We start from the raw sequence: 21158 nt of genomic DNA on the forward strand, positions 1-21158 counted from the left end.
AAATAATAAATAATAATTCTAATAATACATTTTTATCTTTTATTTCGCTTACCAGTATTAATACGTAGGAAATCAAATTGTATCCTATCGAATAATCGAGCAGTTGATAAATTCTTTAGCAAAGAAAATAAAATTATCATTAAATTAAGAATAATAATTTAATGTTTTTAAACGGCTTTTTTGGTTTATTAACGATATAATTGCTGTTAAAATGTTTAATAATTTACTTTAGTATCAGTAAACACAAGAGCTTTTTTACAACTCTTACAAATTTGCATAATGAAAAAATTGATCCTTGCATTCATAATTATCTGCTCAGTAAAAGTTAATGCACAAGAACCTATTCATGAATTTAATTTTAATGGTACACTTGATAACACAAAAAATACCATTTCTTTTATGGGTTCAGAAAATTATGTAACAGATAGAATGGGGATAGCAAATAATGCCCAAAGATTAACTAATAAGGCATTAGAAGCGACAATTGATGATTTGCCACAATATAATAGTCAAAGAACTATTACAATATGGGTAAAAATGAATGATATTTCCTTAGCAAATTATATATGGGGATACGGTACTGCTTATAATTCTCAATATTTTGGATTATTACATCAGGGTGCAGCTTCATCAAATTCAAATTTAAGTTTAGCAGGTTGGGGAGCATCAAATGATATTATTGTCAATACTCCTTTAGAAATCAATACATGGTATAATTACAGTGTTACTTTTGATGGAAAAATCTCAAAAATCTATAGAAACGGACAATTAATAAAAGCAATAAAAGGAATTTTAAGAAATACAAAAGGAACAATATTCAGATTAGGTGAAATTAATACAACTATTGGAATCAACGCTGATATTGACGATTTGAAAATCTACAGCATAGCATTATCAGAACATGAGATATTGAGTCTATATAATTCTTCAAAACCATTACTTGCTAAAGAAACCGTTTCATTAGAAACTAAAGAATCAATTGCATCAAAAAAAGAAATCGTAACAACTTCTAATCCTAAATCTAAAGTTGTTGAAAATTCTGAATCAATTATTAAAAGAAAAACATTGAAAATAAAAAAGGTAGAAATATTTTCACAGGGCGAAAAAGTTTTAAGCAATAATTCTCAGGAAATAAACATGAATGATTTGCCGGAAGGTACTTATTTATTGAAAATTACTAATTTGCCAACTAAAAAGGTTACTTCTAAATAATTACAATCGAATTCTTTTAAAGAGTACAAAATCAAGAAAAGCTATTCATATGAATAGCTTTTCTTTTTTTATTCTAGTTTTAAAAAAATTGTAATTAAAAAAAACAGAAATAAAATAATTCAAATTTATTTAAAAAATAAGACTCTTAAGTTTTTAGAAAATTACTTTTTAAAATTAGGTATTAAATGATACATCCAAAATTCAATAACAAAAAATCAATTTCACGGCAGACCCATTGGTTGATAATACTTTTATAGGAAATTTCAATTCAAAATTAACTAATCAATTTCGTTTAGTTAATAAATTGAAAAAAATCCACAATTTTAACCTTAGGTGTTACTATCTTTCTTTTGAAGTCGGAATAAATGAATAAATCATTTGCTCATTTATTTTATAATTAAAAACCATAAAAAAAGGAGCGACAAATTTTTTAATTTTTCTCAAAAAAACATTTTTTAGGTTAATAAATTAGTGAAAGAAAATCAATCTAAAAATCAATAAATAAAAACATATGTTATTGATTTCTAGAGCATAAAAGTACTATTTTTTTTTTTAAAGCAAATGTTAAAATATCCTTTTTTTTATTTTTTCAAATCAATAAAATTATTTGATTAGGCATTACACTTTTAGTTAACACAATTTACTTAGGTGAAATGTAAAAAATGGTTTATTTTTACACTATAATAATCATAAATCAAATAAAAGGAATGGATTGGATCACTGCCAAAGAATTTGAAGATATAACCTATAAAAAATGTAATGGAGTTGCAAGAATTGCTTTCAATAGGCCAAATGTAAGAAATGCATTTCGTCCAAAGACTACTTCCGAGTTATATCAGGCATTTTATAATGCACAGGAAGATACTTCAATAGGCGTGGTTTTGCTTTCTGCAGAAGGTCCTTCAACAAAAGATGGGGTGTACTCATTTTGTAGTGGTGGTGATCAGAATGCCCGTGGTCATCAGGGGTATGTTGGCGATGACGGTCAACATCGCTTGAATATTCTTGAAGTACAACGTTTAATTCGTTTTATGCCAAAAGTAGTTATTGCAGTTGTTCCTGGCTGGGCTGTAGGTGGCGGTCATAGTTTACATGTAGTTTGTGATTTGACTTTGGCTAGTAAGGAACACGCAGTTTTTAAACAAACAGATGCTGATGTAACCAGTTTTGACGGCGGTTACGGTTCTGCTTATTTAGCAAAAATGGTGGGTCAAAAAAAAGCACGTGAAATCTTCTTTCTGGGACGAAATTATTCGGCACAAGAGGCAATGGATATGGGAATGGTAAATGCTGTAATTCCACATGATGAATTAGAAGCAACTGCTTATCAATGGGCTCAGGAAATTCTTCAAAAATCACCTACATCTATAAAAATGCTGAAATTTGCAATGAATCTGACTGACGACGGAATGGTCGGGCAGCAAGTTTTTGCAGGTGAAGCCACACGTTTGGCGTATATGACTGAAGAAGCAAAAGAAGGAAGAAATGCCTTTTTAGAAAAAAGAAAACCAAATTTTGGCGAAAATAAATGGCTGCCATAATAATTTAGTTTGCAGCTCTTGATTAAACTTGAAAAAACATAAAATAAAAAACAGAATGAAACATTGGATTGAAGCAGCCAGATTACGCACATTACCTTTATCAGTTTCCGGGATTATAGTGGGAAGTATTTATGCCTTATCACATCCAACAGCTGAAATTATTACACCAACAGAAGTTTTTAGCTGGAAAATTTTTGGCTTTGCAATTCTAACAACTCTTGGCCTGCAAATTTTGTCCAATTTTGCAAATGATTACGGAGATGGGATAAAAGGTACTGATAATGCTGACAGAGTTGGTCCGCAGAGAGCTATACAGAGTGGTGTAATCTCGCCTTATGCAATGAAAAGAGCAATTATAATTACATCATTATTAACACTTTTGTCCGCTATTATTCTGATTTATTTTTCTTTCGGCGAAACTAATTTTATTTATTCTGTTTTTTTCTTATTGCTGGGAATTACAGCGATTGCTTCTGCTATTCGTTATACTATCGGCAATTCAGCTTATGGATACAAAGGCTTCGGTGATGTTTTTGTATTTTTGTTCTTTGGTTTGGTTAGTACTTTAGGAGTTAATTTTCTATATTCAAAAGAAATAGATCCACTTTTAATTCTACCGGCAATTTCAATTGGTTTATTAAGCGTTGGAGTTTTAAATCTCAACAATATGCGAGATGAAGAATCGGATAGAAAATCAGATAAAAATACGATTGTAGTAAAAATTGGAGGAGATAAAGCAAAAATGTATCATTATTCATTGATTATCACAGCTATGATTCTCATAATTCCATTTGCTGTTTTAAGCAATTACCGCTTTGATCAGTATTTATTTTTATTGGCTTATATACCGCTTACCAAACATTTGCTTACAGTCTACAAAAATAAAAACCCAAAATTACTGGATCCGGAATTAAAAAAACTTGCCCTTAGTACTTTTCTGCTTTCTATATTGTTGATATTGTGCATGGTATCATTAATTTCAGACGTTATTGTAAATCTGTTCTTAGGAGGAAGATAAATGATATCATATTTAACTTTTAAATTTTTATAAAATGAAAATTACATTTTACGGTCATGCTTCTTTAGGAATTGAAGTAGGAGGAAAGCACATTATTGTTGATCCCTTTATAACGGGAAATCCCCAAGCTTCTGCGATTGACATAAATACGCTAAGAGCCGATTACATTTTGCTTACTCACGCACATAGTGATCATGTCCTGGATGTCGAAAGTATTGCAAATCGAACCCAGGCAACAATAATTTCCAATGCTGAAATAGCAAGTTATTATGCAAAATCAGGTTTTAAGGCGCATCCAATGAACCACGGCGGAAGCTGGAATTTTGATTTTGGAAAAGTAAAATATGTAAATGCTGTTCATTCAAGCTCATTTCCTGATGGAAGTTATGGCGGAAATCCTGGTGGTTTTGTCATAGAATGTGAACATAAAAATATTTATATTGCCGGTGATACAGCTTTAACAATGGATATGAAACTTATTCCAATGCGTACCAAACTTGATCTGGCGATACTTCCAATAGGAAATAATTTTACTATGGATGTCGAAGACGCAATCATCGCTTCAGATTTTTTGGACTGTGATAAAATTCTTGGTTACCATTTCGATACTTTTGGTTATATCGAAATCAATCATGAACAAGCAATTAAAAAGTTTTTTGACAAAGGAAAAGACTTAATGCTACTCGAAATTGGTGCCTCTATTGAATTATAATTTTCTCAGGAGCTAATTCCTACTGTCCGCTATATCTTTTTTATGGCAATAAAAGCCATAAAAAAGGATGCCGCTTCCATTAGGGCTATGGCTTCTGTGTTAAAAACCAATTAACGCAAACAGAGAATTTTAATGAATTTTAAATTATGAAATCTTGTTTTATTTCAATAAATAATGTAAAATTAATTCAATGTTAAAGCTCCCAAGATTTCTTCATACATAAACGGGCCTCCCGGGTATTTGGCTGTATAATCAAGGTTAAGCCAAACCTGGCCACGTTCATCGATATGATAATGAAGTTTTTTATTTTTGCTTTCTCTAACAAATAAAACATTTTTTATAAGATAATTTACTTTTTCCAAATCAATTAAAGAACCAATAAGAATTTCTGGATAAATATGCCCTTTGGTATGGATCAGTCTTGGAGTTCCCCCAATAGACCGGACAGAAGCAGCCATTAAAATAGAATGATCGTCGCAATCTCCTGAAAAATATTGCAATGATTCGCTTGCAGTGGCAATATAATCGCCTTCTTTAGGATCATTTACATAGTTCCATCTACTATTGATTTCCTTAAATACGGCAAAACACTGAATTATAGTCCTATAATCTGAGTATCCCTTTATACCTTTAAAATGCTCATTTGTAGCCATAATGGCAAAATTCCTGACTTTAGGATTCTGATATTCAATAGCATTAATTATCTTGGATTTATTTGGAAAAGGCAGCAATTTTGCTACAATAATATCCTGAGGAAAAGGATTATCTGACATTGTATAAACCATTGAATTATAATCTTCTGAGATTTCAGTAAAACCATAATTTCCAATAACAGTTCCATAAAACAGCACTAATAAATAGACAGCTATGCAAATTAGTATAATAGTTCTCAACAACATCAAAAGAAAGAAAATAACAGCCAGAAGAAATATAAAAATAAAAATCCTATCCAGATTAAATGGCCAGTTTAAATCAATTAAATTCTGATGCAGAATAATAAAAATTGGAATGGTCACCAAAAGACTTAATACCATAATAATCATCCTGTCCCAGGGAGATTTCACCTGTAATTTGGATTTTAATTGCGGAAAGTCAATTTTTGGAATTTTTATCATAGCAATAAAAAGCAGTTTTTAAAATGCTTTTACGGTTTCAGCAAAAGTAGCTTTTTTATCAATAATACCCAGATCAAATAACTGATTTTGAATTTTAATAAAAGCTTTTTCGGTTAAATTTTTTTGTGACCATTGTGTTAGTTTTAACCACTCCTGAATATCTTCGATTTTTTGATTAAAAAGCCCTGCTAGTGTATGGTCTATATTTGGAATTTGAGTAAAATGGTGGGTCGTATTGTTAATGATTTCAAGGATTTTTTCGACAGTCTTAGGATTTTTTTTCAAAAATTCATCTCGGACTGTAATTACGAAAGATGGCCACGGAGTAGGACAATCACCAATACGTCTAAAAATACCGTTATCGACAAGAGGTTTAGTCATAAAACGCTCCCACATAAAATAATCTGCGGTCAGGTTTGTCAAAGCTTCAACAGCACCATCAATTGTATTGATAATGACGAATTGTAAATTATCTGTTTCCCAGCCTTGTTCATTTGCATTTACAAAAGCCATTAATTGTGATCCTGAACCTAATCTGGAAATAGCAATTTTTTTATCTTTAAGATCTTTTACAGAATTAAAATCTGATTTTGATGCAACATGAATACCCCAGATCAACGGGGATTGTACATAAATCTGAACAATTTTACTTGTATTTCCGGCAACTATATCTTTTATGATGCCTTCAGTTAAAATAACAGCAATATCAGTTTCACCATCACGAAGCATCTGACACATTTTTCCCGTTCCTTCTGGAATATTGTTCCATTGTAAATCAATATCTTCAGCTTCAAATTCACCATTTTCAATGCAAAGTTGCCATGGCAAATTGAAGTGTTCAGGAACACCTACAATTTTTACAGTTTTCATTATAGTTTAAGTTAAGTTGTTTGTTTTATTAAATTATTTGTTGTTTTTAAATTTGAAATAACTATGCGATACCCATCAGGATCAAGAAACATTTTTCCGTTTTCTTTCCAATAAGGATTAATTGCAGTTATGATTGAAATATTGTTAATCAGTATTTTGTTAATCAGGAAATTATATTCAAGATCTGTTTTTGGATATAATACAATTATATCATCTTCATCAGATAAATGATTTGCATTTACATGAGATTTGGTAAATTCAAAATGCCAGTCTAAATCTGGTTTTCCAATAAAAACACCATCATAATTATTATGATTTTGAAAACCGCCGAGTCTTTCAAAACCTAAAATCTTGATATAAAAATCTTCAATATTCTTTAGATCATTTGTATGCCGGGCAACTCTTAAAATCATAGTTTTAATTTTAAATAAAATTATCTAATTTTCAAATAGACTAATTATTTCATTATTTTCCCGCCAATTTATTTAACGTATATGCAATCAACTCATCAACGGCTTTATAAGGATCTTCGCTGAAAGTTCCCGACGCACGATTGGCAATAATCGCATTCAATGACAGTGCATTATGACCTAATAATGCCGAAAGTCCATAAATTGCTGCCGTTTCCATTTCTAAATTGGTGATTCGGTTATCATTAAAATTAAAATTATCCATTTTGTTGTTTAATTCCTTATCCTGAATATTTAAACGTAAAACTCGTCCTTGTGGGCCATAAAAGCCACCGGCTGTGGCAGTAATTCCTTTAAATATTTTATCACTTTCAATGATTTTCTCTAATTTTTCTGAACAGGCAATTGCGTACGGTCTTCCTTTGCGGATATCCCAATTGGTATGTATGATAAAAGCATCTTCAAGTGCATTCTGAGAAACTTCATCAATTAAATAGGAGCGGAGCATATTATCTAATCCTAATCCGAATTTTGACATCACAAAACTGTCTACAGGTATATCTGCCTGCAAAGAGCCCGAAGTTCCAATTCTGATAATATTCAAAGAAGTTAAATTTTCTTTTGGCAAACGGGTTTCTAAATCAATATTGACCAGAGCATCTAATTCGTTCAGGACAATATCAATATTATCAGGCCCAATCCCTGTTGAGATTACCGAAATTCGTTTTCCTTTGTAGATTCCGGTTTGGGTTTTAAATTCTCTTTTTTGTGTTGAATATTCAATCGAATCAAAAAACTGAGTGATTTTTTCAACCCTGTTCTGATCTCCAACAAAAATTATATCGTGAGCAATGTGTTCAGGACGAAGGTTCAGGTGATAAACACTTCCGTCCGGATTTAGTATTAATTCTGATGTTTGTATCATTTTTTTAAGTTACTAGGTGCTGAGTTGCTAAGATTCTAAGTTTTTTGCTTCACTATAACTTGATACGTGAAACCTGAAACTTTTCAACCTCCAACCCGTTTTGTTTTAAAGCCTTTTTCTTTTAAAATAGCCATTATTTTATCGCGATAATCTCCCTGAATAATAATGGAATCATCTTTAAAAGTCCCGCCAACACTCAGTTTTGTTTTAATTTCCTTGGCCAGGATTTTAAAATCCTCATCAGATCCTTCATAGCCTTCTATTATGGTTGTTGCTTTTCCTTTTCGTTTTTCGAATTTGCAGACCATAGGTTCATTTTGTACATAAAGCACATGTTCCTGCTGTTGAACTTCTTGCGGTTCGTTTGATTCTATATGATCTGGAAATAAATTTTTAAGTTGGTCTTTAAAGTCCATTATGTCATTTTTTAAAATTAAAAAGACATTAAGCAGGAACTCAATGTCTTTTTATTACTTCTCGTAAATTTAAAGATTATTTTTTTATTAAACCCAAATCTACTAAACGTTCGTATAAATAATCTCCGGCTGTAATATCCTCGAATTTCTTAGGGTTTTCGGCATCAATACAGTTTTCTAAACAATCCAGACGCATATCGCTTACAGGATGCATGAAAAACGGGATCGAATAACGTGAGTTTCCCCATAATTCTCTTGGCGGATTAACTACCTGATGAATAGTCGATTTTAGTTTATTATTAGTATGTCTGGACAACATATCACCTACATTAATTACCAATTCATCATCTTGTGCAATGGCATCAATCCATTCACCATCATGATTTTGAACCTGTAATCCTTTACCTTGCGCTCCCATTAAAAGCGTAATCAGGTTAATATCGCCGTGCGCAGCTGCACGAATGGCATTTTCCGGTTCAGAAGTAATTGGCGGATAATGTATCGGCCTTAAAATGGAATTTCCTTCTTTGGCGTACTGGTCAAAATAAAATTCATCCATACCTAAATGCAGAGCAAGGGCTCTTAATACATAAACACCTGTTTTTTCCAGCATTTGATAGGCTTCCTTGCCTACAATATTAAAACGGGTCAACTCTTTCACTTCAACATTATCCGGATATTCTGAAGCATATTTGGAATCTTTGTCTACATACTGCCCAAAATGCCAGAACTCTTTCAAATCTCCCTCTTTGCGTCCTTTGGCATGTTCTTTTCCAAAAGAAACATAACCTCTTTGACCACCTATTCCGGGAATTTCATATTCATGCTTAGTCTCAATTGGCAAGGCGAAAAATTTTCGAATTTCGCCATAAAGTTCGTCTACCAGCTGATCATCCAAAAAATGACCTTTTAGGGCTACGAAGCCAATGTTTTCAAATGCACTGCCGATTTCATTTACAAATTTTTGTTTACGTTCCGGGTCGTCCGAAAGGAAATCACGTAAGTCTACACTAGGAATGTTTTGCATACTTTACATTGTTTATTTAATTGTGAAAAGGTCTTTAAAAACCTTTTGCTTTACAAATGTAGAGAATATTTTAGATTTGAATTTTAAAAGTTATATTAAAATTTCATAACAATAATTATTATAACTGTTGTAAAATTTTATCTTTGAAATAACAAAACTGGAAAACAATGATCTTTTACAGACAAGACCTCACGGATGCTCAATTATTAGATTTATACAAAAAATTATTAAAGCCCCGTTTAATCGAAGAAAAGATGCTCATCCTCATCCGACAGGGAAAAGTATCAAAATGGTTTTCGGGAATAGGGCAGGAAGCCATTGCAGTTGGGGTTACAGCTGTTTTAGATGATTCTGAATATATATTGCCAATGCATAGAAACCTGGGCGTTTTTACTTCAAGAAATATTCCGTTGCATCGATTGTTTTCACAATGGCAGGGAAAAGCGAATGGTTTTACAAAAGGCAGGGACCGAAGTTTTCACTTTGGAACCCAGGAATATAAAATTATCGGAATGATTTCGCATCTCGGACCACAGTTAGGGATTGCAGATGGAATTGCCTTGGCCGATAAACTTCAAAACAATAAAAAAATAACAGCTGTTTTTACAGGTGAAGGGGCTACAAGTGAAGGCGATTTTCACGAAGCTTTAAATATTGCTGCAGTCTGGAAACTTCCTGTAATGTTTATTATTGAAAATAATGGATACGGACTTTCTACACCAACGAACGAACAGTATTCCTGTGAAAATTTAGCCGATAAAGGAATAGGATACGGCATTGAAAGTCATATTATTGACGGAAATAATATTTTGGAAGTTTACCATAAATTATCTCAGTTAAAAGAAGAAATGCAAAAAGATCCCCATCCCGTTTTATTAGAATTTAAAACCTTTAGAATGCGTGGTCATGAAGAGGCGAGTGGTACAAAATATGTTCCGCAGGAACTAATGGAGGAATGGAGCGAAAAAGATCCGGTAAATAATTATCGAAGATTTTTGACTGAATCCGGAGTATTGACATCTGAATTTGATGAACAGCTTCATAGTGAAATTAAACATGAAATTGATGAAAATTTGGCTATTGCCAATGAGGAACCTGAAATAATACCGACTTACATCGGAGAATTAGATGATGTTTACAAAACTTTTAAATATGAGGAAGTTAACTGTTCTCCTGAGACCAAAAAAATACGTTTTATAGATGCCATTAGAAATAGTCTGGAACAATCTATGCAACTGCATAGAAATCTTATTGTTATGGGACAGGATATTGCGGAATACGGGGGAGCTTTTAAAATTACAGATGGCTTTGTAGAATTTTTCGGAAAAGACCGCGTACGCAACACTCCAATTTGTGAGAGTGCCGTTGTTTCAACCGCAATGGGTTTGTCTATTAACGGTTATAAAGCAATTGTTGAAATGCAGTTTGCCGATTTTGTTTCCACTGGTTTCAATCCAATTGTAAATTTATTGGCCAAATCGCATTATCGCTGGGGAGAAAAAGCAGATGTTGTCATACGGATGCCTTGTGGTGGCGGAACTCAGGCAGGACCATTTCACTCACAGACAAACGAAGCCTGGTTTACTAAAACTCCGGGTTTAAAAGTTGTCTATCCTGCTTTTCCATACGATGCAAAAGGCTTATTGAATACTTCAATTAATGATCCAAATCCGGTTTTATTTTTTGAGCACAAACAATTATACAGAAGTGTTTATCAGGATGTTCCAACCGATTATTATACGATTCCACTAGGAAAAGCGGCATTATTGAAAGAAGGGAATTCGATCACTATAATTTCTTTTGGAGCTGCTGTGCACTGGGCTTTGGAAACTTTGGAAAAATACCCGGAAATAAAAGCTGATTTAATAGATTTACGAACTTTACAGCCTTTGGATACAGCGACTATTTTTGCTTCTGTTAAAAAAACAGGAAAAGCAATAATATATCAGGAAGACACCTTATTTGGTGGAATTGCGAGCGATATTTCGGCTTTAATTATGGAAGAATGCTTTGAATTTCTTGATGCTCCCGTTAAAAGAGTAGCAAGTTTAGATTCTCCAATTCCGTTTACAAAAGCACTTGAAGATCAATTTTTGCCAAAAGAAAGATTTGAAAAAGAGCTTAAAGAGCTTTTAGAGTATTAAAATTAGTATTTACTTTTTATCAATTAATAAAACTATATATGAAAAAACTATTTGTTTCGATTATTACAATTACATTACTTTTCTCCTGCAAGGAAAGTACCAAACACACAGCAGAAAAAGATCTTGATAAAAAATTTGATACCTATAAAGATGGTTTTGTTACTGCTTTATGGAAGATAAATCCGGGATGGGCATCTGGTGTTGGTTATCACAAAATGGATAGTATTTTGGTCGTTCCTGACAGCGAAGAACAGAAAAGACAATTGGATTTTGCAAATGCACAATTAGACTCACTTAAACAGTTTGATATCCAAAGTTTATCTGATAACAACAAAACTGATTTTCATATGATTAAAAATCAAATGGAAAGCAATCTGTTTTATATCAAAGAATTAAAATCATATGAATGGAATCCTTCTGAATATAATGTCTGCGGAGCTTTTGCAGAAATTTTAAATGGTAAATACGATTCTTTAGAAGTTCGTCTTCGTGCTTTCAATGCAAAAATGAATAAAATTCCCGCTTATTATGAAGCGGCCAAAAAGAGCATCAAAAATCCAACTATTGAGCACACAGAATTAGCTATTGCACAAAATTTAGGCGGAGCATCCGTTTTTGAAGGAGATTTAGCTTCTGCCTTAGCAAAAAGCAAACTAAATGCTGATGAGAAAAAGCAAATAGTGGATAAAGCCAAAATTGCCGTTAGCGCAATTAAGGAATATGCAAAATGGCTAAAAGCATTGCCAAACAAAACACCGCGTTCTTTTAGACTGGGATCTGAATTATATGCCAAGAAATTCTACTTTGATATTCAGTCTGGTTATTCAGCTGATGAAATTTATAAAATTGCTTTGGATCACAAAAAAGACCTGCACGATAAAATGTTTGTTTTAGCAGATAAACTTTGGACAAAATACAAAGGTGATGCTCCTAAACCAACTCAAAAACTGGATTTAATTAAACAGGTAATTGACGAGATTTCATTAAAACATACAACACCGGAGAAATTCCAATCGGAAATTGAAAAACAAATTCCGGAACTAACATCTTATGTAAAAGCAAAAGATCTATTGTATATTGATCCTTCAAAACCTCTGGTTGTTCGTAAAGAGCCAGCGTACATGGCTGGAGTTGCCGGAGCTTCAATATCTGCTCCGGGTCCTTATGATAAAAATGCCAATACGTATTACAATGTAGGAAGCATGTCAGGATGGACTGCAGAAAATTCAGAAAGTTATTTACGCGAATACAATGATTATATTTTACAGATCTTGAATATTCACGAAGCGATTCCGGGACATTATACACAATTGGTTTACAGCAACCAATCTCCAAGTATTATTAAATCTATTTTAGGAAACGGAGCGATGGTTGAAGGTTGGGCTGTTTATGCAGAAAAAATGATGTTGGAAAGCGGATATAAAAATTCGGATGAAATGTGGCTGATGTATTATAAATGGAATTTAAGAACTACCTGTAATACAATCCTGGACATTAGTGTTCATACGAAAGAGATGTCTAAAGATGCAGCATTGGATTTACTTATTAAGGAAGCTTTTCAACAACAGGCAGAAGCGGAAGGAAAGTGGAAGCGCGTGACTTTGTCGCAAGTCCAGTTATGTTCTTATTTTACCGGATATACTGAAATTTACAATTTAAGGGAAGAACTTAAAAAACAAGAAGGAGATAAATTCAATTTGAAACAATTTCATGAGAAATTCCTAAGCTTTGGAAGCGCTCCTGTGAAATATATTAAAGAGTTGATGTTGTCTAAAGAATAGGTGTAAGTTTGTAATAAAGTAAAGCGCATTAGATTTAGGATCTAATGCGCTATCTTATTTTACTCATCATTAGTATTATTGGCTAAAAAATGAATTATAATATATTCTAAATACTCCAAGTCATTATCATTTATTTCTACAAGAAAAAACCTTCGACTAGCCCAGAATTTTTTTTGGTTTACTTTTCCAATTTTGATTCCATTTAAATTATATGAGTATTGTGAACCGAAGGATAAAAAATAAATATTGTTTTTAACAATTTTTTTATTTTCTTCATAATGTATCAGGTCGGAATTAATTTCCATTATGTTTTTTATAAATCCAGAATTTTGAAATAGAATCTTAAAATCATTTTTTATCAGGTTTATGAAGAATTCTTTTCTTTGTAATTCTAAAATTAGTATATCATTTTTATTAAAGATTTTTATTTTAGTTTTCTTCCAAAAATTAAAATCCATTGTCGAATAAAATAACAATTCATTATCTTTATAAGCATACAAACTGTGATTTTTACCTTCTACTATTTCAACTTTCATTATTTTTATATCTAAAATTAATCCGATTCCACTTCAAACAACTGCACCTGACTTTTCAATCGGTCAACTAATAAATTCATCATTCTCTTATTCAGACTCGAAGAATTCTGAATATAAGTATCGTATTCGTGAATAGTAAAAAGAGCTATAATTATTCCTTTTAGGGAATTTCTGAATTTAATATCCTTCTGAATCGAGTTTTCAATGGTTTGAATTTTCTTTTCAACTGAATAGGAATAAAAGTCAGCTTTATTTTTATTGACATAATTAATAAAAACAGCGATAAACAAATCATTCTGAAGTTTTAAAATCGGTCTGATAGTCTGATTTTGAAATAACTCATCAGGAGAAGACTGAGCACTTACAGTTCCTAAAGTTTCGCCTCTGAATTCTTTTAAAAAAGTGTCTCTGTCTGCCATGGTTTTTCTTTAAAATTATAAAAATATATTTTATAAAAAAGCTTTACTTAGATTTAGTTACTGACAAATTCTACAAAAAATAAGTTCATAAATTAAAATATTTCGTTGACTGTAATTCTAATAATTTGGACTTTTAAAATGATTTTTGAAATAATACACTAGCAAATTTTCGAATTATTGAAATCGTAAGAATTAATAAAAAAACATAATTAGAGTATGGGAGTAAAAAACTATTTTTACTCGTATATAAAATAAAAACATGAGATTCCATACCAGAAAATGGGTTAAACCCCAGGATTTAAATCCAAACGGAACTTTATTTGGCGGACATTTATTAGCCTGGATAGATGAAGAGCTGGCGTTATATTCGATTGTACAGTTAGAAAATTCAAGGGTTGTTACTAAATACATGTCGGAAATTAATTTCAAAAGCTCAGCCAGACAAGGGGATATTGTTGAAATTGGAATTGATGTAGTGAAATTTGGCAACACTTCCTTAGTTCTTAAATGTGCAGCCAGAAATATGATGACACGCGAAATTATAATTACAATCGATCATACTACGATGGTTAGTTTGGGCGAAGACGGAAAACCAAAGCCACACGGAAAAACTCGAATTGAATTTGTAAAAGACCGTTTATAAATTAGTTTTTGATATAAATAATACAATGCATAAGTAAATTTTCTTATCTGTTTTTATAATAGCAGTAATTTCATCTTGGTGTAATTCAAAAGAGCAGAAAGGCAATTTTAAGTATGTTTTTTATCTTTGTATTAACAATAAAGACACAACAACTTTATCGATAAATAGTAATTAAAAACGTTTTTTCGGTCAGTATCAGATATCACGTCAGATTTGCTATGGAGGCAGCTGGAAAAGAATTTCTTTGGCTTTCCTAAAAAAAGAAAACAAACTTTTAGGTTTTATCGTAACATGTTTGAATTTCATTGTTTTATGACCGGAACACCAATACATTACAGTAATTCTGAATTTGTATTTGAAGAATTAAAATCACCTTAAAAATAGTTTACTCCAAACGGCCAATTTTTGATGGAAGCTCAAATAATTCCAGGTCAAAATAAATCACAGAAGCCATCACGTGATCAAAAATATCAGCCATAATATATTCGTAGTTGGCCCAGCGTTTATCACTTGAGAAAGCATAAATTTCTAACGGAACACCATATTCTGAAGATTGCAGCTGACGACACATAATGTGCATATCCTTATTTAATCCCGGATAATTGATTAAATATTGCATGATATATTTTCTAAACAATCCTAAATTAGTCATGTTTCTGCCATTCAGTGCCAGCGTTTTATCAATTCCCTGCAGATTATTGTACTTTTCTATTTCAGCCTGTCTGGTTTCGATGTAAGAAGTTATAAATTGTATTTTTTTCATTTGATTCAGCTCATCATTACTCAAAAACCTAATACTGCTGCTTTTAATCAATATATGTCTTTTAATACGCCTTCCATCAGATTTTTGCATACCACGCCAGTTCTGAAAAGAGTCCGAACTTAAAGCATATGTGGGAATCGTTGTAATAGTGTTATCAAAGTTCCGAACTTTTACAGTGGTAAGGTTTATTTCTATTACGTCTCCGTCAGCACCGAATTTATCCATCGTAATCCAGTCACCAATACGAACCATGTCGTTTATAGCGACCTGAACACTCGAAACAAATCCCAAAATAGTATCCCTGAAAATCAGAATAATAATGGCGGATAGTGTTCCTAAAATAGTTAGTAATTCTCCTTTTTTTATTCCAAATAATGTAGAGATAATCACGGCAACCCCAAAAATCCAAAGCACAATCATAATGACCTGAACAAAGCTGTCAATAGGCTTGTCACTATATTCAGGTTTTTGCTTCAGGTAATCGCGTAAGGCGTTGAAAATGGTTCTGATAATCCATAAACTAATCAAAACGATATAAATCCCAACGATTTTTCCAAAAAGCAATTCCCAATAATCATATTTGTCCAAAATGATCGGAACTGCCTTATAAATAAAGAAAAACGGAATAAGATATGCCGTATATTTTGTGGTTTTATTATGAATTAAATAATCATCAAACTTTGTTTTGGTACGCTGTGCAAAAATGGCTGTCATGGTAACCAAAACAAATTTGGCTGCATAATAAATGGCATAAGCCAAAGCAACCATGATAACAATATTAAAGATAAGGCTGGTATAAGAAGCAAAGTTGCGGCTCATTCCCAAATCTCTGAAAAGAGGATATAAAAAATTAAATATTTTATCCAAAAGTTTATGCATTATTTGATAAATATTTTTTCTCTACATAAAAAGTCCCAAAAGGTATAAGAGAAGCAATCAAAATAATTACGAAAGTTTTAATATCCCAATTTTGAGGTTTTTTCAATAAAACAGCCAAAATGATATAGCCAATAAATAAGACCCCGTGCGCCATTCCAAAAGGACGAACAATTGTATGATACAACTCTGGATTATTTGACTTTATTATCAGCATATTAGCTATTAATACTAAATACGATATTCCCTCTAAAATTGCAGTAACCTTAAAAATCTTGAGCATGAATTTTTTCTTTAAAATTTGTAACGCGCAAAATTAAGTATTATCGTTGATTATAGAGTATGAATCACAAAAGTAATTTACTTTTGTATTCCTAAACTTTAATAATGAGTAAGCGCGATTTAAAAAAATATTTAACTGAATTGTCTAAAGATCAGCTCGAAGAACAAATTATCGAGCTGTATGAAAAATTTAGTGCGGTAAAAGTCTTTTATGATTTTGTTTTTAATCCAAAAGAAGATAAACTTTTACAGGAGTATAAAACTAAGATTTCACATGAATACTTTCCTGTCAGAAAACCAAATGCAAAATGGCGTCCAAAAGCAAAAATGCGTCGTTCTGTAGCGCAAAAATACATTAAGCATTTTATTTTAATAGGAGTAGACCCTTTTATTATTGCCGATGCCATGTTATATAATATTGAGGTTGCACAAACTTTTTCTTCCTCAAATTTTATCAAACAGGAACTTTTTTATAAAAGCATGCTCAATTCGTACGAACAGGCTGTAAAATTTATAATATCTAATGGAATTTTACACGAATTTATGACCAGAATTTCTTCGATTAAGGATGAAACTTTTAAACAAAAATGGAAAATCAAAGACGATTTTGAAGCCATTATAGATGAAATTGACTTATAAATGCGTTTGTCATAAAAAATCTTATTTAAAAAAAACATTTATTTTAAGTTAAAATAAGATGATTAACTGTTTTTTAGGTGTAGTTTTGCAAAAATCCAAAAATAACAATGTCTCAAAATACTTTAGAAATAGAAAGAGAAGAGAGAAAAGAACTTTATGCATATCAAAAAGGCGACATCGATGCCATTTTTGAACGTTTAGACAATGCTCCTCCACAACATCACTTATTATATCAACTGCCTACAGGAGGCGGAAAAACAGTGATTTTTTCTGAAATTGTACGCCGTTATTTAGCGCATAATGATAAAAAAGTTGTTGTCTTAACGCATCGTATAGAACTTTGTAAGCAAACTTCAAAAATGCTTAAAGGCTTCGGGGTATCTAATAAAATCATCAACAGTAAAGTAAAAGAACTGCCTGATCAAAACGATTATTCGTGTTTTGTGGCCATGGTTGAAACTTTAAAAAACCGTATTAATGATGAAAAACTGCATCTTGATAATATCGGTCTGGTTATTATTGATGAGGCACACTACAATTCATTCAGAAAACTATTAAGTTCGTTTAAAAACGCCTTTATTTTAGGGGTAACAGCAACTCCTTTAAGTTCCAATATAAAATTACCAATGCACCAGAGTTATGATGAACTTATTGTGGGAGACACCATTAGTTCATTAATCGACAAAGGATTTTTGGCACGTGCCACAACCTATAGCTATGATGTAGGTTTAACGTCATTAAAAGTGGGAATCAATGGCGATTATACGGTTAAATCATCAGATGATCTGTATACCAATACAGTAATGCAGGAAAAATTACTGCATGCTTACACAGAGAAATCCCTTGGTAAAAAAACCTTGATTTTTAATAATGGTATTCATACTTCATTGTACGTTTATGAAACTTTCAGGGAAGCAGGTTTTGATATTAGACACCTGGATAATACAAGCAGTGCCGAGGAACGTAAGGATATTTTAGCCTGGTTCAAAAAAGCGCCGGATGCTATTTTAACATCTGTAGGGATTCTCACAACAGGGTTTGATGAACCAACCGTTGAAACTATTATATTAAACAGAGCAACAAAATCATTGACTTTATACTACCAGATGATTGGACGGGGATCTCGTAAATTACCGGGTAAGGATGAATTTATTGTTATTGATTTAGGGAATAATGCCGCCCGTTTTGGTTTATGGAGTGAGCCTGTAAACTGGCAGCATATCTTTAAATCGCCGGAATTCTATCTCGAAAATCTTCGTGATGACACTGAAATAGAGTTGTATTTTAAATACAATATGCCTCCTGAATTGCGGGCAAAATTCAGTAAAACTGCCGATGTGACTTTTGACGTAGATGAAGAACATAAACTAATTATCAAACAAAATTTGCGTTCTAAGGTAGTTTTAGACAAATCATTAGAACAGCACGCAGCAATGTGTGTTGATAATACCGAAACTTTGCAGGAAGCAAAATCATTGGCAAAAGAACTTGATGATGATATAGAATGCCGTATCAAACGCTACGCAAAATGCCTGAGCCAGTGCAGTAAAAATTATCGCGAATGGCTGGTTGATGATTATAAATTAAAAATGATTTTATTGATCGGTAAAAAATACCGTGAAAAAATCATGAACGAACCGGATTGATTTCAAAATTATAAGTCAAATAATGAGGAGCTATTTCCTGCTGTACACTGTATCTTTTATGCCGAACACCGGCACAAAAGGATGCCGTTCCCATCAGGGCTAGGCAATTGGTTTTCAACAGACCTTCAATAAAAAAATGGAAAACCTCGATTTTTCAATTTTAAATCCATAAACACAAAATATGTTAAATCAATTTTCATCGTTAGGAATTTCAGAACAGATACTTAAAGCTTTAAAGGAATTGAATATTGTTGAACCTACTGAAATTCAGCAAAAAACAATTCCGTTACTTTTATCTGAAATCCATGATGTGGTCGGTTTGGCTAAAACCGGAACGGGAAAAACAGCCGCTTTCGGATTACCCTTATTACAATTAATCAATACCAAATCTCCAATTGTTCAGGCCGTAATTTTGGTACCGACAAGAGAATTAGGACAACAGATATTTAGAAATTTAGAAGATTTCGGAAAACATATTCCAAATATTTCAATAGCGGCAACTTGTGGCGGAATCCCAATAAAACCACAAATCGAAAGATTATCACAGCCAACTCATATTGTAGTTGCAACTCCGGGTCGTTTAATCGATTTGATTCAGCGTAAAGCAATTGACTTAAAACAAGCAGAATATTTAGTTTTGGATGAAGCTGATGAAATGGTTTCTATCCTAAAAGATAGTCTGGACGAAATTGTAGCAGAACTTCCTAAAAAACACAGAACTTTATTATTCTCAGCTACTTTGCCGGGAATAATCAAACAACTGATTCAGAACTACCTAAATAAAAATGTAGTTCAGGTTAGTGCTAATATGGAAACTGTTGGCAATAAGGGAATCGAGCACGAATATATTGTAGTGGATCCAATTGAAAAACTGGATGTTTTAATGCATTTCCTAAACTCGAAAGAAGGAGAGCGCGGTATTATTTTTTGTAAAACCAAAGCTGCAGTTAATAAACTGGCCAAAAATCTCGCTATAAACCGTTTTTCATCAGGGGCAATCCACGGAAGTTTATCCCAGGGAATTCGCGACCGAATTATGGAGCAATTCCGTGAAGGACATATCAATATTTTAGTAGCAACCGATTTAGCAGCACGGGGAATCGATGTTAAAGAGATTTCCTATGTAGTCAATTATCATTTGCCGGATACGTATGAAAATTATGTTCACAGAAGCGGAAGAACAGCAAGGGCAGGAGCAAAGGGACTTTCGTTAACCGTTTTACAACAGGAAGAAGTAATAGAAATCCCGGAATTCGAAAAAGAATTAGGTATTAAATTTACCCAATTTCAAAAGCCTACTGCCATAAGCTTAGAAGAAAACAACACACTTTTGTGGGCGAAACAAATTTTCAAAACTAAACCCAACCACGATATTTCAACCGACTTGAAAACGAAAGTAAAAACAGTTTTTCATCATCTTACAAAAGAAGAATTGATTGAAAAATTGCTTGCCAATTATGTTTTGCAAAATAAAGTTGAAATAACTGAAAAACCGGTTAAAAAATTCAAAAAGTAATAGTGCATATATGCCAATTTACTTTTTAAATTTATATAGTAATCCTACATGATAAAACTGTATATGGCAGATATTAAGATTAAAAAAATAACGCGGGACGAACTCCATGAATTACAAAAAATAGCCAGACAAACTTTTCAGGAAACATTTTCAGATTCAAATTCTGAAGAGAACATGAAAAATTATCTTCAAAAACAATTTTCAGACGAAAAACTAACAGCTGAGCTTACTAATAAATACTCTGAATTTTATTTTGCCACTATTGAAAATGAAGTAATTGGTTATTTGAAAATTAACTTTGGCCAATCTCAAACCGAATTACAAGACGAAAAGTCACTTGAAATAGAACGTATTTACGTTGCAAAATAATTTCATGGAAAAAAAGCCGGACAACTGCTTTACGAAAAAGCAATCCAACTAGCGGAGGAAAAAAAATCCGACTATGTTTGGCTGGGTGTTTGGGAAAACAATTTTCGTGCAATAAATTTTTATACAAAGAATGGTTTCATCGAATTTGATAAACATATTTTTAAATTAGGAAATAACAAGCAGACTGACATCATGATGAAACTTAAGTTGACAGATTAATTTAATCCATTAAATAAAACTTAAAAAGGAGTTTTGTATTTAGAATTATAATGTTAAATTTATAGAATACTAAACAATC

21 protein-coding genes and 1 pseudogene are annotated in these 21158 nt (G+C 32.1%); 12 read left to right on the forward strand and 10 right to left on the reverse strand.

Going from position 1 to position 21158, the window contains the following annotated elements:
* Window positions 1–279: 279 nt before the first annotated feature.
* From ABI657_RS04595 to ABI657_RS04610, 4 genes are all read left to right on the forward strand, one after another.
* Window positions 280–1212 (forward strand): LamG domain-containing protein, encoded by a 933-nt coding sequence (locus ABI657_RS04595; protein ID WP_348096066.1) that lies wholly within the window; start codon window positions 280–282, stop codon window positions 1210–1212.
* Window positions 1213–1919: 707 nt separating this feature from the next.
* A complete protein-coding gene (locus ABI657_RS04600) occupies window positions 1920–2753 on the forward strand; it encodes a 1,4-dihydroxy-2-naphthoyl-CoA synthase (protein ID WP_348096067.1) in 834 nt (277 codons plus the stop codon).
* A 55-nt stretch (window positions 2754–2808) separates the two neighbouring features.
* Window positions 2809–3771 (forward strand): 1,4-dihydroxy-2-naphthoate octaprenyltransferase, encoded by a 963-nt coding sequence (gene menA / locus ABI657_RS04605; RefSeq protein WP_348096068.1) that lies wholly within the window; start codon window positions 2809–2811, stop codon window positions 3769–3771.
* Window positions 3772–3805: 34 nt separating this feature from the next.
* Entirely contained in the window at window positions 3806–4483 is a 678-nt protein-coding gene (locus ABI657_RS04610; protein WP_348096069.1) for a metal-dependent hydrolase, read from the forward strand.
* Between the two features lie 182 nt (window positions 4484–4665).
* On the opposite strand, the gene ABI657_RS04615 is transcribed toward ABI657_RS04610, so the two are convergent.
* The 6 genes from ABI657_RS04615 to ABI657_RS04640 form a co-directional block, all read right to left on the reverse strand.
* Complete coding sequence (locus tag ABI657_RS04615) at window positions 4666–5598, reverse strand: transglutaminase family protein (protein ID WP_348096070.1); 933 nt, start codon at window positions 5596–5598, stop codon at window positions 4666–4668.
* Between the two features lie 18 nt (window positions 5599–5616).
* A complete protein-coding gene (locus ABI657_RS04620; RefSeq protein ID WP_348096071.1) occupies window positions 5617–6468 on the reverse strand; it encodes a substrate-binding domain-containing protein in 852 nt (283 codons plus the stop codon).
* Between the two features lie 11 nt (window positions 6469–6479).
* On the reverse strand, window positions 6480–6881 hold the full coding sequence (locus tag ABI657_RS04625; protein WP_348096072.1) for a VOC family protein: 402 nt from the start codon (window positions 6879–6881) through the stop codon (window positions 6480–6482).
* A gap of 52 nt (window positions 6882–6933) precedes the next feature.
* Complete coding sequence (locus tag ABI657_RS04630) at window positions 6934–7803, reverse strand: nucleoside phosphorylase (protein WP_348096073.1); 870 nt, start codon at window positions 7801–7803, stop codon at window positions 6934–6936.
* Window positions 7804–7886: 83 nt separating this feature from the next.
* Window positions 7887–8219: a translation initiation factor gene (locus ABI657_RS04635; RefSeq protein ID WP_348096074.1), complete on the reverse strand. Its 333-nt coding sequence runs from the start codon at window positions 8217–8219 to the stop codon at window positions 7887–7889.
* Between the two features lie 76 nt (window positions 8220–8295).
* Window positions 8296–9246: a 2-oxoglutarate and iron-dependent oxygenase domain-containing protein gene (locus ABI657_RS04640; RefSeq protein ID WP_348096075.1), complete on the reverse strand. Its 951-nt coding sequence runs from the start codon at window positions 9244–9246 to the stop codon at window positions 8296–8298.
* Window positions 9247–9413: 167 nt separating this feature from the next.
* On the opposite strand from ABI657_RS04640, the gene ABI657_RS04645 reads away from it, so the two are divergent.
* Window positions 9414–11390 carry a dehydrogenase E1 component subunit alpha/beta gene (locus ABI657_RS04645; RefSeq protein ID WP_348096076.1) on the forward strand — a complete coding sequence of 659 codons (1977 nt, stop codon included), beginning with the start codon at window positions 9414–9416 and terminating at the stop codon, window positions 11388–11390.
* 38 nt (window positions 11391–11428) lie between these two features.
* Window positions 11429–13171 carry a DUF885 domain-containing protein gene (locus ABI657_RS04650; protein WP_348096077.1) on the forward strand — a complete coding sequence of 581 codons (1743 nt, stop codon included), beginning with the start codon at window positions 11429–11431 and terminating at the stop codon, window positions 13169–13171.
* Window positions 13172–13230: 59 nt separating this feature from the next.
* Here the strand turns inward: ABI657_RS04650 and ABI657_RS04655 are convergent, their stop codons facing one another.
* Complete coding sequence (locus ABI657_RS04655; protein ID WP_348096078.1) at window positions 13231–13707, reverse strand: hypothetical protein; 477 nt, start codon at window positions 13705–13707, stop codon at window positions 13231–13233.
* Window positions 13708–13724: 17 nt separating this feature from the next.
* Window positions 13725–14126: a glyoxalase gene (locus tag ABI657_RS04660; RefSeq protein WP_348096079.1), complete on the reverse strand. Its 402-nt coding sequence runs from the start codon at window positions 14124–14126 to the stop codon at window positions 13725–13727.
* 259 nt (window positions 14127–14385) lie between these two features.
* Here ABI657_RS04660 and ABI657_RS04665 point away from each other — a divergent pair, with 259 nt between their 5' ends.
* The gene (locus tag ABI657_RS04665) at window positions 14386–14769 is read left to right on the forward strand and encodes a hotdog domain-containing protein (protein ID WP_348096080.1); all 384 of its coding nucleotides are present in this window, start codon (window positions 14386–14388) and stop codon (window positions 14767–14769) included.
* Window positions 14770–15154: 385 nt separating this feature from the next.
* On the opposite strand, the gene ABI657_RS04670 is transcribed toward ABI657_RS04665, so the two are convergent.
* Window positions 15155–16411 carry a mechanosensitive ion channel domain-containing protein gene (locus ABI657_RS04670; RefSeq protein WP_348096081.1) on the reverse strand — a complete coding sequence of 419 codons (1257 nt, stop codon included), beginning with the start codon at window positions 16409–16411 and terminating at the stop codon, window positions 15155–15157.
* Window positions 16404–16691: a DUF3817 domain-containing protein gene (locus tag ABI657_RS04675; protein WP_348096082.1), complete on the reverse strand. Its 288-nt coding sequence runs from the start codon at window positions 16689–16691 to the stop codon at window positions 16404–16406. The genes ABI657_RS04670 and ABI657_RS04675 overlap by 8 nt, the downstream gene beginning before the upstream one ends.
* Window positions 16692–16795: 104 nt before the next feature.
* On the opposite strand from ABI657_RS04675, the gene ABI657_RS04680 reads away from it, so the two are divergent.
* The 5 genes and pseudogenes from ABI657_RS04680 to ABI657_RS04700 form a co-directional block, all read left to right on the forward strand.
* Window positions 16796–17329 (forward strand): DUF6155 family protein, encoded by a 534-nt coding sequence (locus ABI657_RS04680; RefSeq protein WP_348096083.1) that lies wholly within the window; start codon window positions 16796–16798, stop codon window positions 17327–17329.
* A gap of 107 nt (window positions 17330–17436) precedes the next feature.
* Window positions 17437–18975, forward strand: coding sequence for a DEAD/DEAH box helicase (locus ABI657_RS04685; protein ID WP_348096084.1), 1539 nt, complete (start codon window positions 17437–17439; stop codon window positions 18973–18975).
* A 181-nt stretch (window positions 18976–19156) separates the two neighbouring features.
* Entirely contained in the window at window positions 19157–20491 is a 1335-nt protein-coding gene (locus ABI657_RS04690; RefSeq protein WP_348096085.1) for a DEAD/DEAH box helicase, read from the forward strand.
* Between the two features lie 63 nt (window positions 20492–20554).
* On the forward strand, window positions 20555–20860 hold the full coding sequence (locus ABI657_RS04695) for a hypothetical protein (protein ID WP_348096086.1): 306 nt from the start codon (window positions 20555–20557) through the stop codon (window positions 20858–20860).
* Window positions 20861–20872: 12 nt separating this feature from the next.
* Window positions 20873–21079 (forward strand): annotated as a pseudogene (locus ABI657_RS04700) (GNAT family N-acetyltransferase); the annotation flags it as partial.
* Window positions 21080–21158: the final 79 nt, after the last annotated feature.

This window comes from Flavobacterium sp. (assembly GCF_039930565.1).
Lineage (GTDB): Bacteria > Bacteroidota > Bacteroidia > Flavobacteriales > Flavobacteriaceae > Flavobacterium.

Excerpts from the sequence above, each read along its gene's own strand:
- ABI657_RS04625 (WP_348096072.1), bottom strand. The coding sequence starts at position 6,881 with ATGATTTTAAGAGTTGCCCGGCATACAAATGATCTAAAGAATATTGAA.
- ABI657_RS04610 (WP_348096069.1), top strand. The coding sequence starts at position 3,806 with ATGAAAATTACATTTTACGGTCATGCTTCTTTAGGAATTGAAGTAGGA.
- ABI657_RS04620 (WP_348096071.1), bottom strand. The coding sequence starts at position 6,468 with ATGAAAACTGTAAAAATTGTAGGTGTTCCTGAACACTTCAATTTGCCA.
- ABI657_RS04690 (WP_348096085.1), top strand. The coding sequence starts at position 19,157 with ATGTTAAATCAATTTTCATCGTTAGGAATTTCAGAACAGATACTTAAA.
- ABI657_RS04645 (WP_348096076.1), top strand. The coding sequence starts at position 9,414 with ATGATCTTTTACAGACAAGACCTCACGGATGCTCAATTATTAGATTTA.
- ABI657_RS04680 (WP_348096083.1), top strand. The coding sequence starts at position 16,796 with ATGAGTAAGCGCGATTTAAAAAAATATTTAACTGAATTGTCTAAAGAT.
- ABI657_RS04655 (WP_348096078.1), bottom strand. The coding sequence starts at position 13,707 with ATGAAAGTTGAAATAGTAGAAGGTAAAAATCACAGTTTGTATGCTTAT.
- ABI657_RS04630 (WP_348096073.1), bottom strand. The coding sequence starts at position 7,803 with ATGATACAAACATCAGAATTAATACTAAATCCGGACGGAAGTGTTTAT.
- ABI657_RS04635 (WP_348096074.1), bottom strand. The coding sequence starts at position 8,219 with ATGGACTTTAAAGACCAACTTAAAAATTTATTTCCAGATCATATAGAA.
- ABI657_RS04695 (WP_348096086.1), top strand. The coding sequence starts at position 20,555 with ATGGCAGATATTAAGATTAAAAAAATAACGCGGGACGAACTCCATGAA.
- ABI657_RS04675 (WP_348096082.1), bottom strand. The coding sequence starts at position 16,691 with ATGCTCAAGATTTTTAAGGTTACTGCAATTTTAGAGGGAATATCGTAT.
- ABI657_RS04595 (WP_348096066.1), top strand. The coding sequence starts at position 280 with ATGAAAAAATTGATCCTTGCATTCATAATTATCTGCTCAGTAAAAGTT.
- menA (WP_348096068.1), top strand. The coding sequence starts at position 2,809 with ATGAAACATTGGATTGAAGCAGCCAGATTACGCACATTACCTTTATCA.
- ABI657_RS04600 (WP_348096067.1), top strand. The coding sequence starts at position 1,920 with ATGGATTGGATCACTGCCAAAGAATTTGAAGATATAACCTATAAAAAA.
- ABI657_RS04660 (WP_348096079.1), bottom strand. The coding sequence starts at position 14,126 with ATGGCAGACAGAGACACTTTTTTAAAAGAATTCAGAGGCGAAACTTTA.
- ABI657_RS04640 (WP_348096075.1), bottom strand. The coding sequence starts at position 9,246 with ATGCAAAACATTCCTAGTGTAGACTTACGTGATTTCCTTTCGGACGAC.
- ABI657_RS04615 (WP_348096070.1), bottom strand. The coding sequence starts at position 5,598 with ATGATAAAAATTCCAAAAATTGACTTTCCGCAATTAAAATCCAAATTA.
- ABI657_RS04650 (WP_348096077.1), top strand. The coding sequence starts at position 11,429 with ATGAAAAAACTATTTGTTTCGATTATTACAATTACATTACTTTTCTCC.
- ABI657_RS04685 (WP_348096084.1), top strand. The coding sequence starts at position 17,437 with ATGTCTCAAAATACTTTAGAAATAGAAAGAGAAGAGAGAAAAGAACTT.
- ABI657_RS04665 (WP_348096080.1), top strand. The coding sequence starts at position 14,386 with ATGAGATTCCATACCAGAAAATGGGTTAAACCCCAGGATTTAAATCCA.
- ABI657_RS04670 (WP_348096081.1), bottom strand. The coding sequence starts at position 16,411 with ATGCATAAACTTTTGGATAAAATATTTAATTTTTTATATCCTCTTTTC.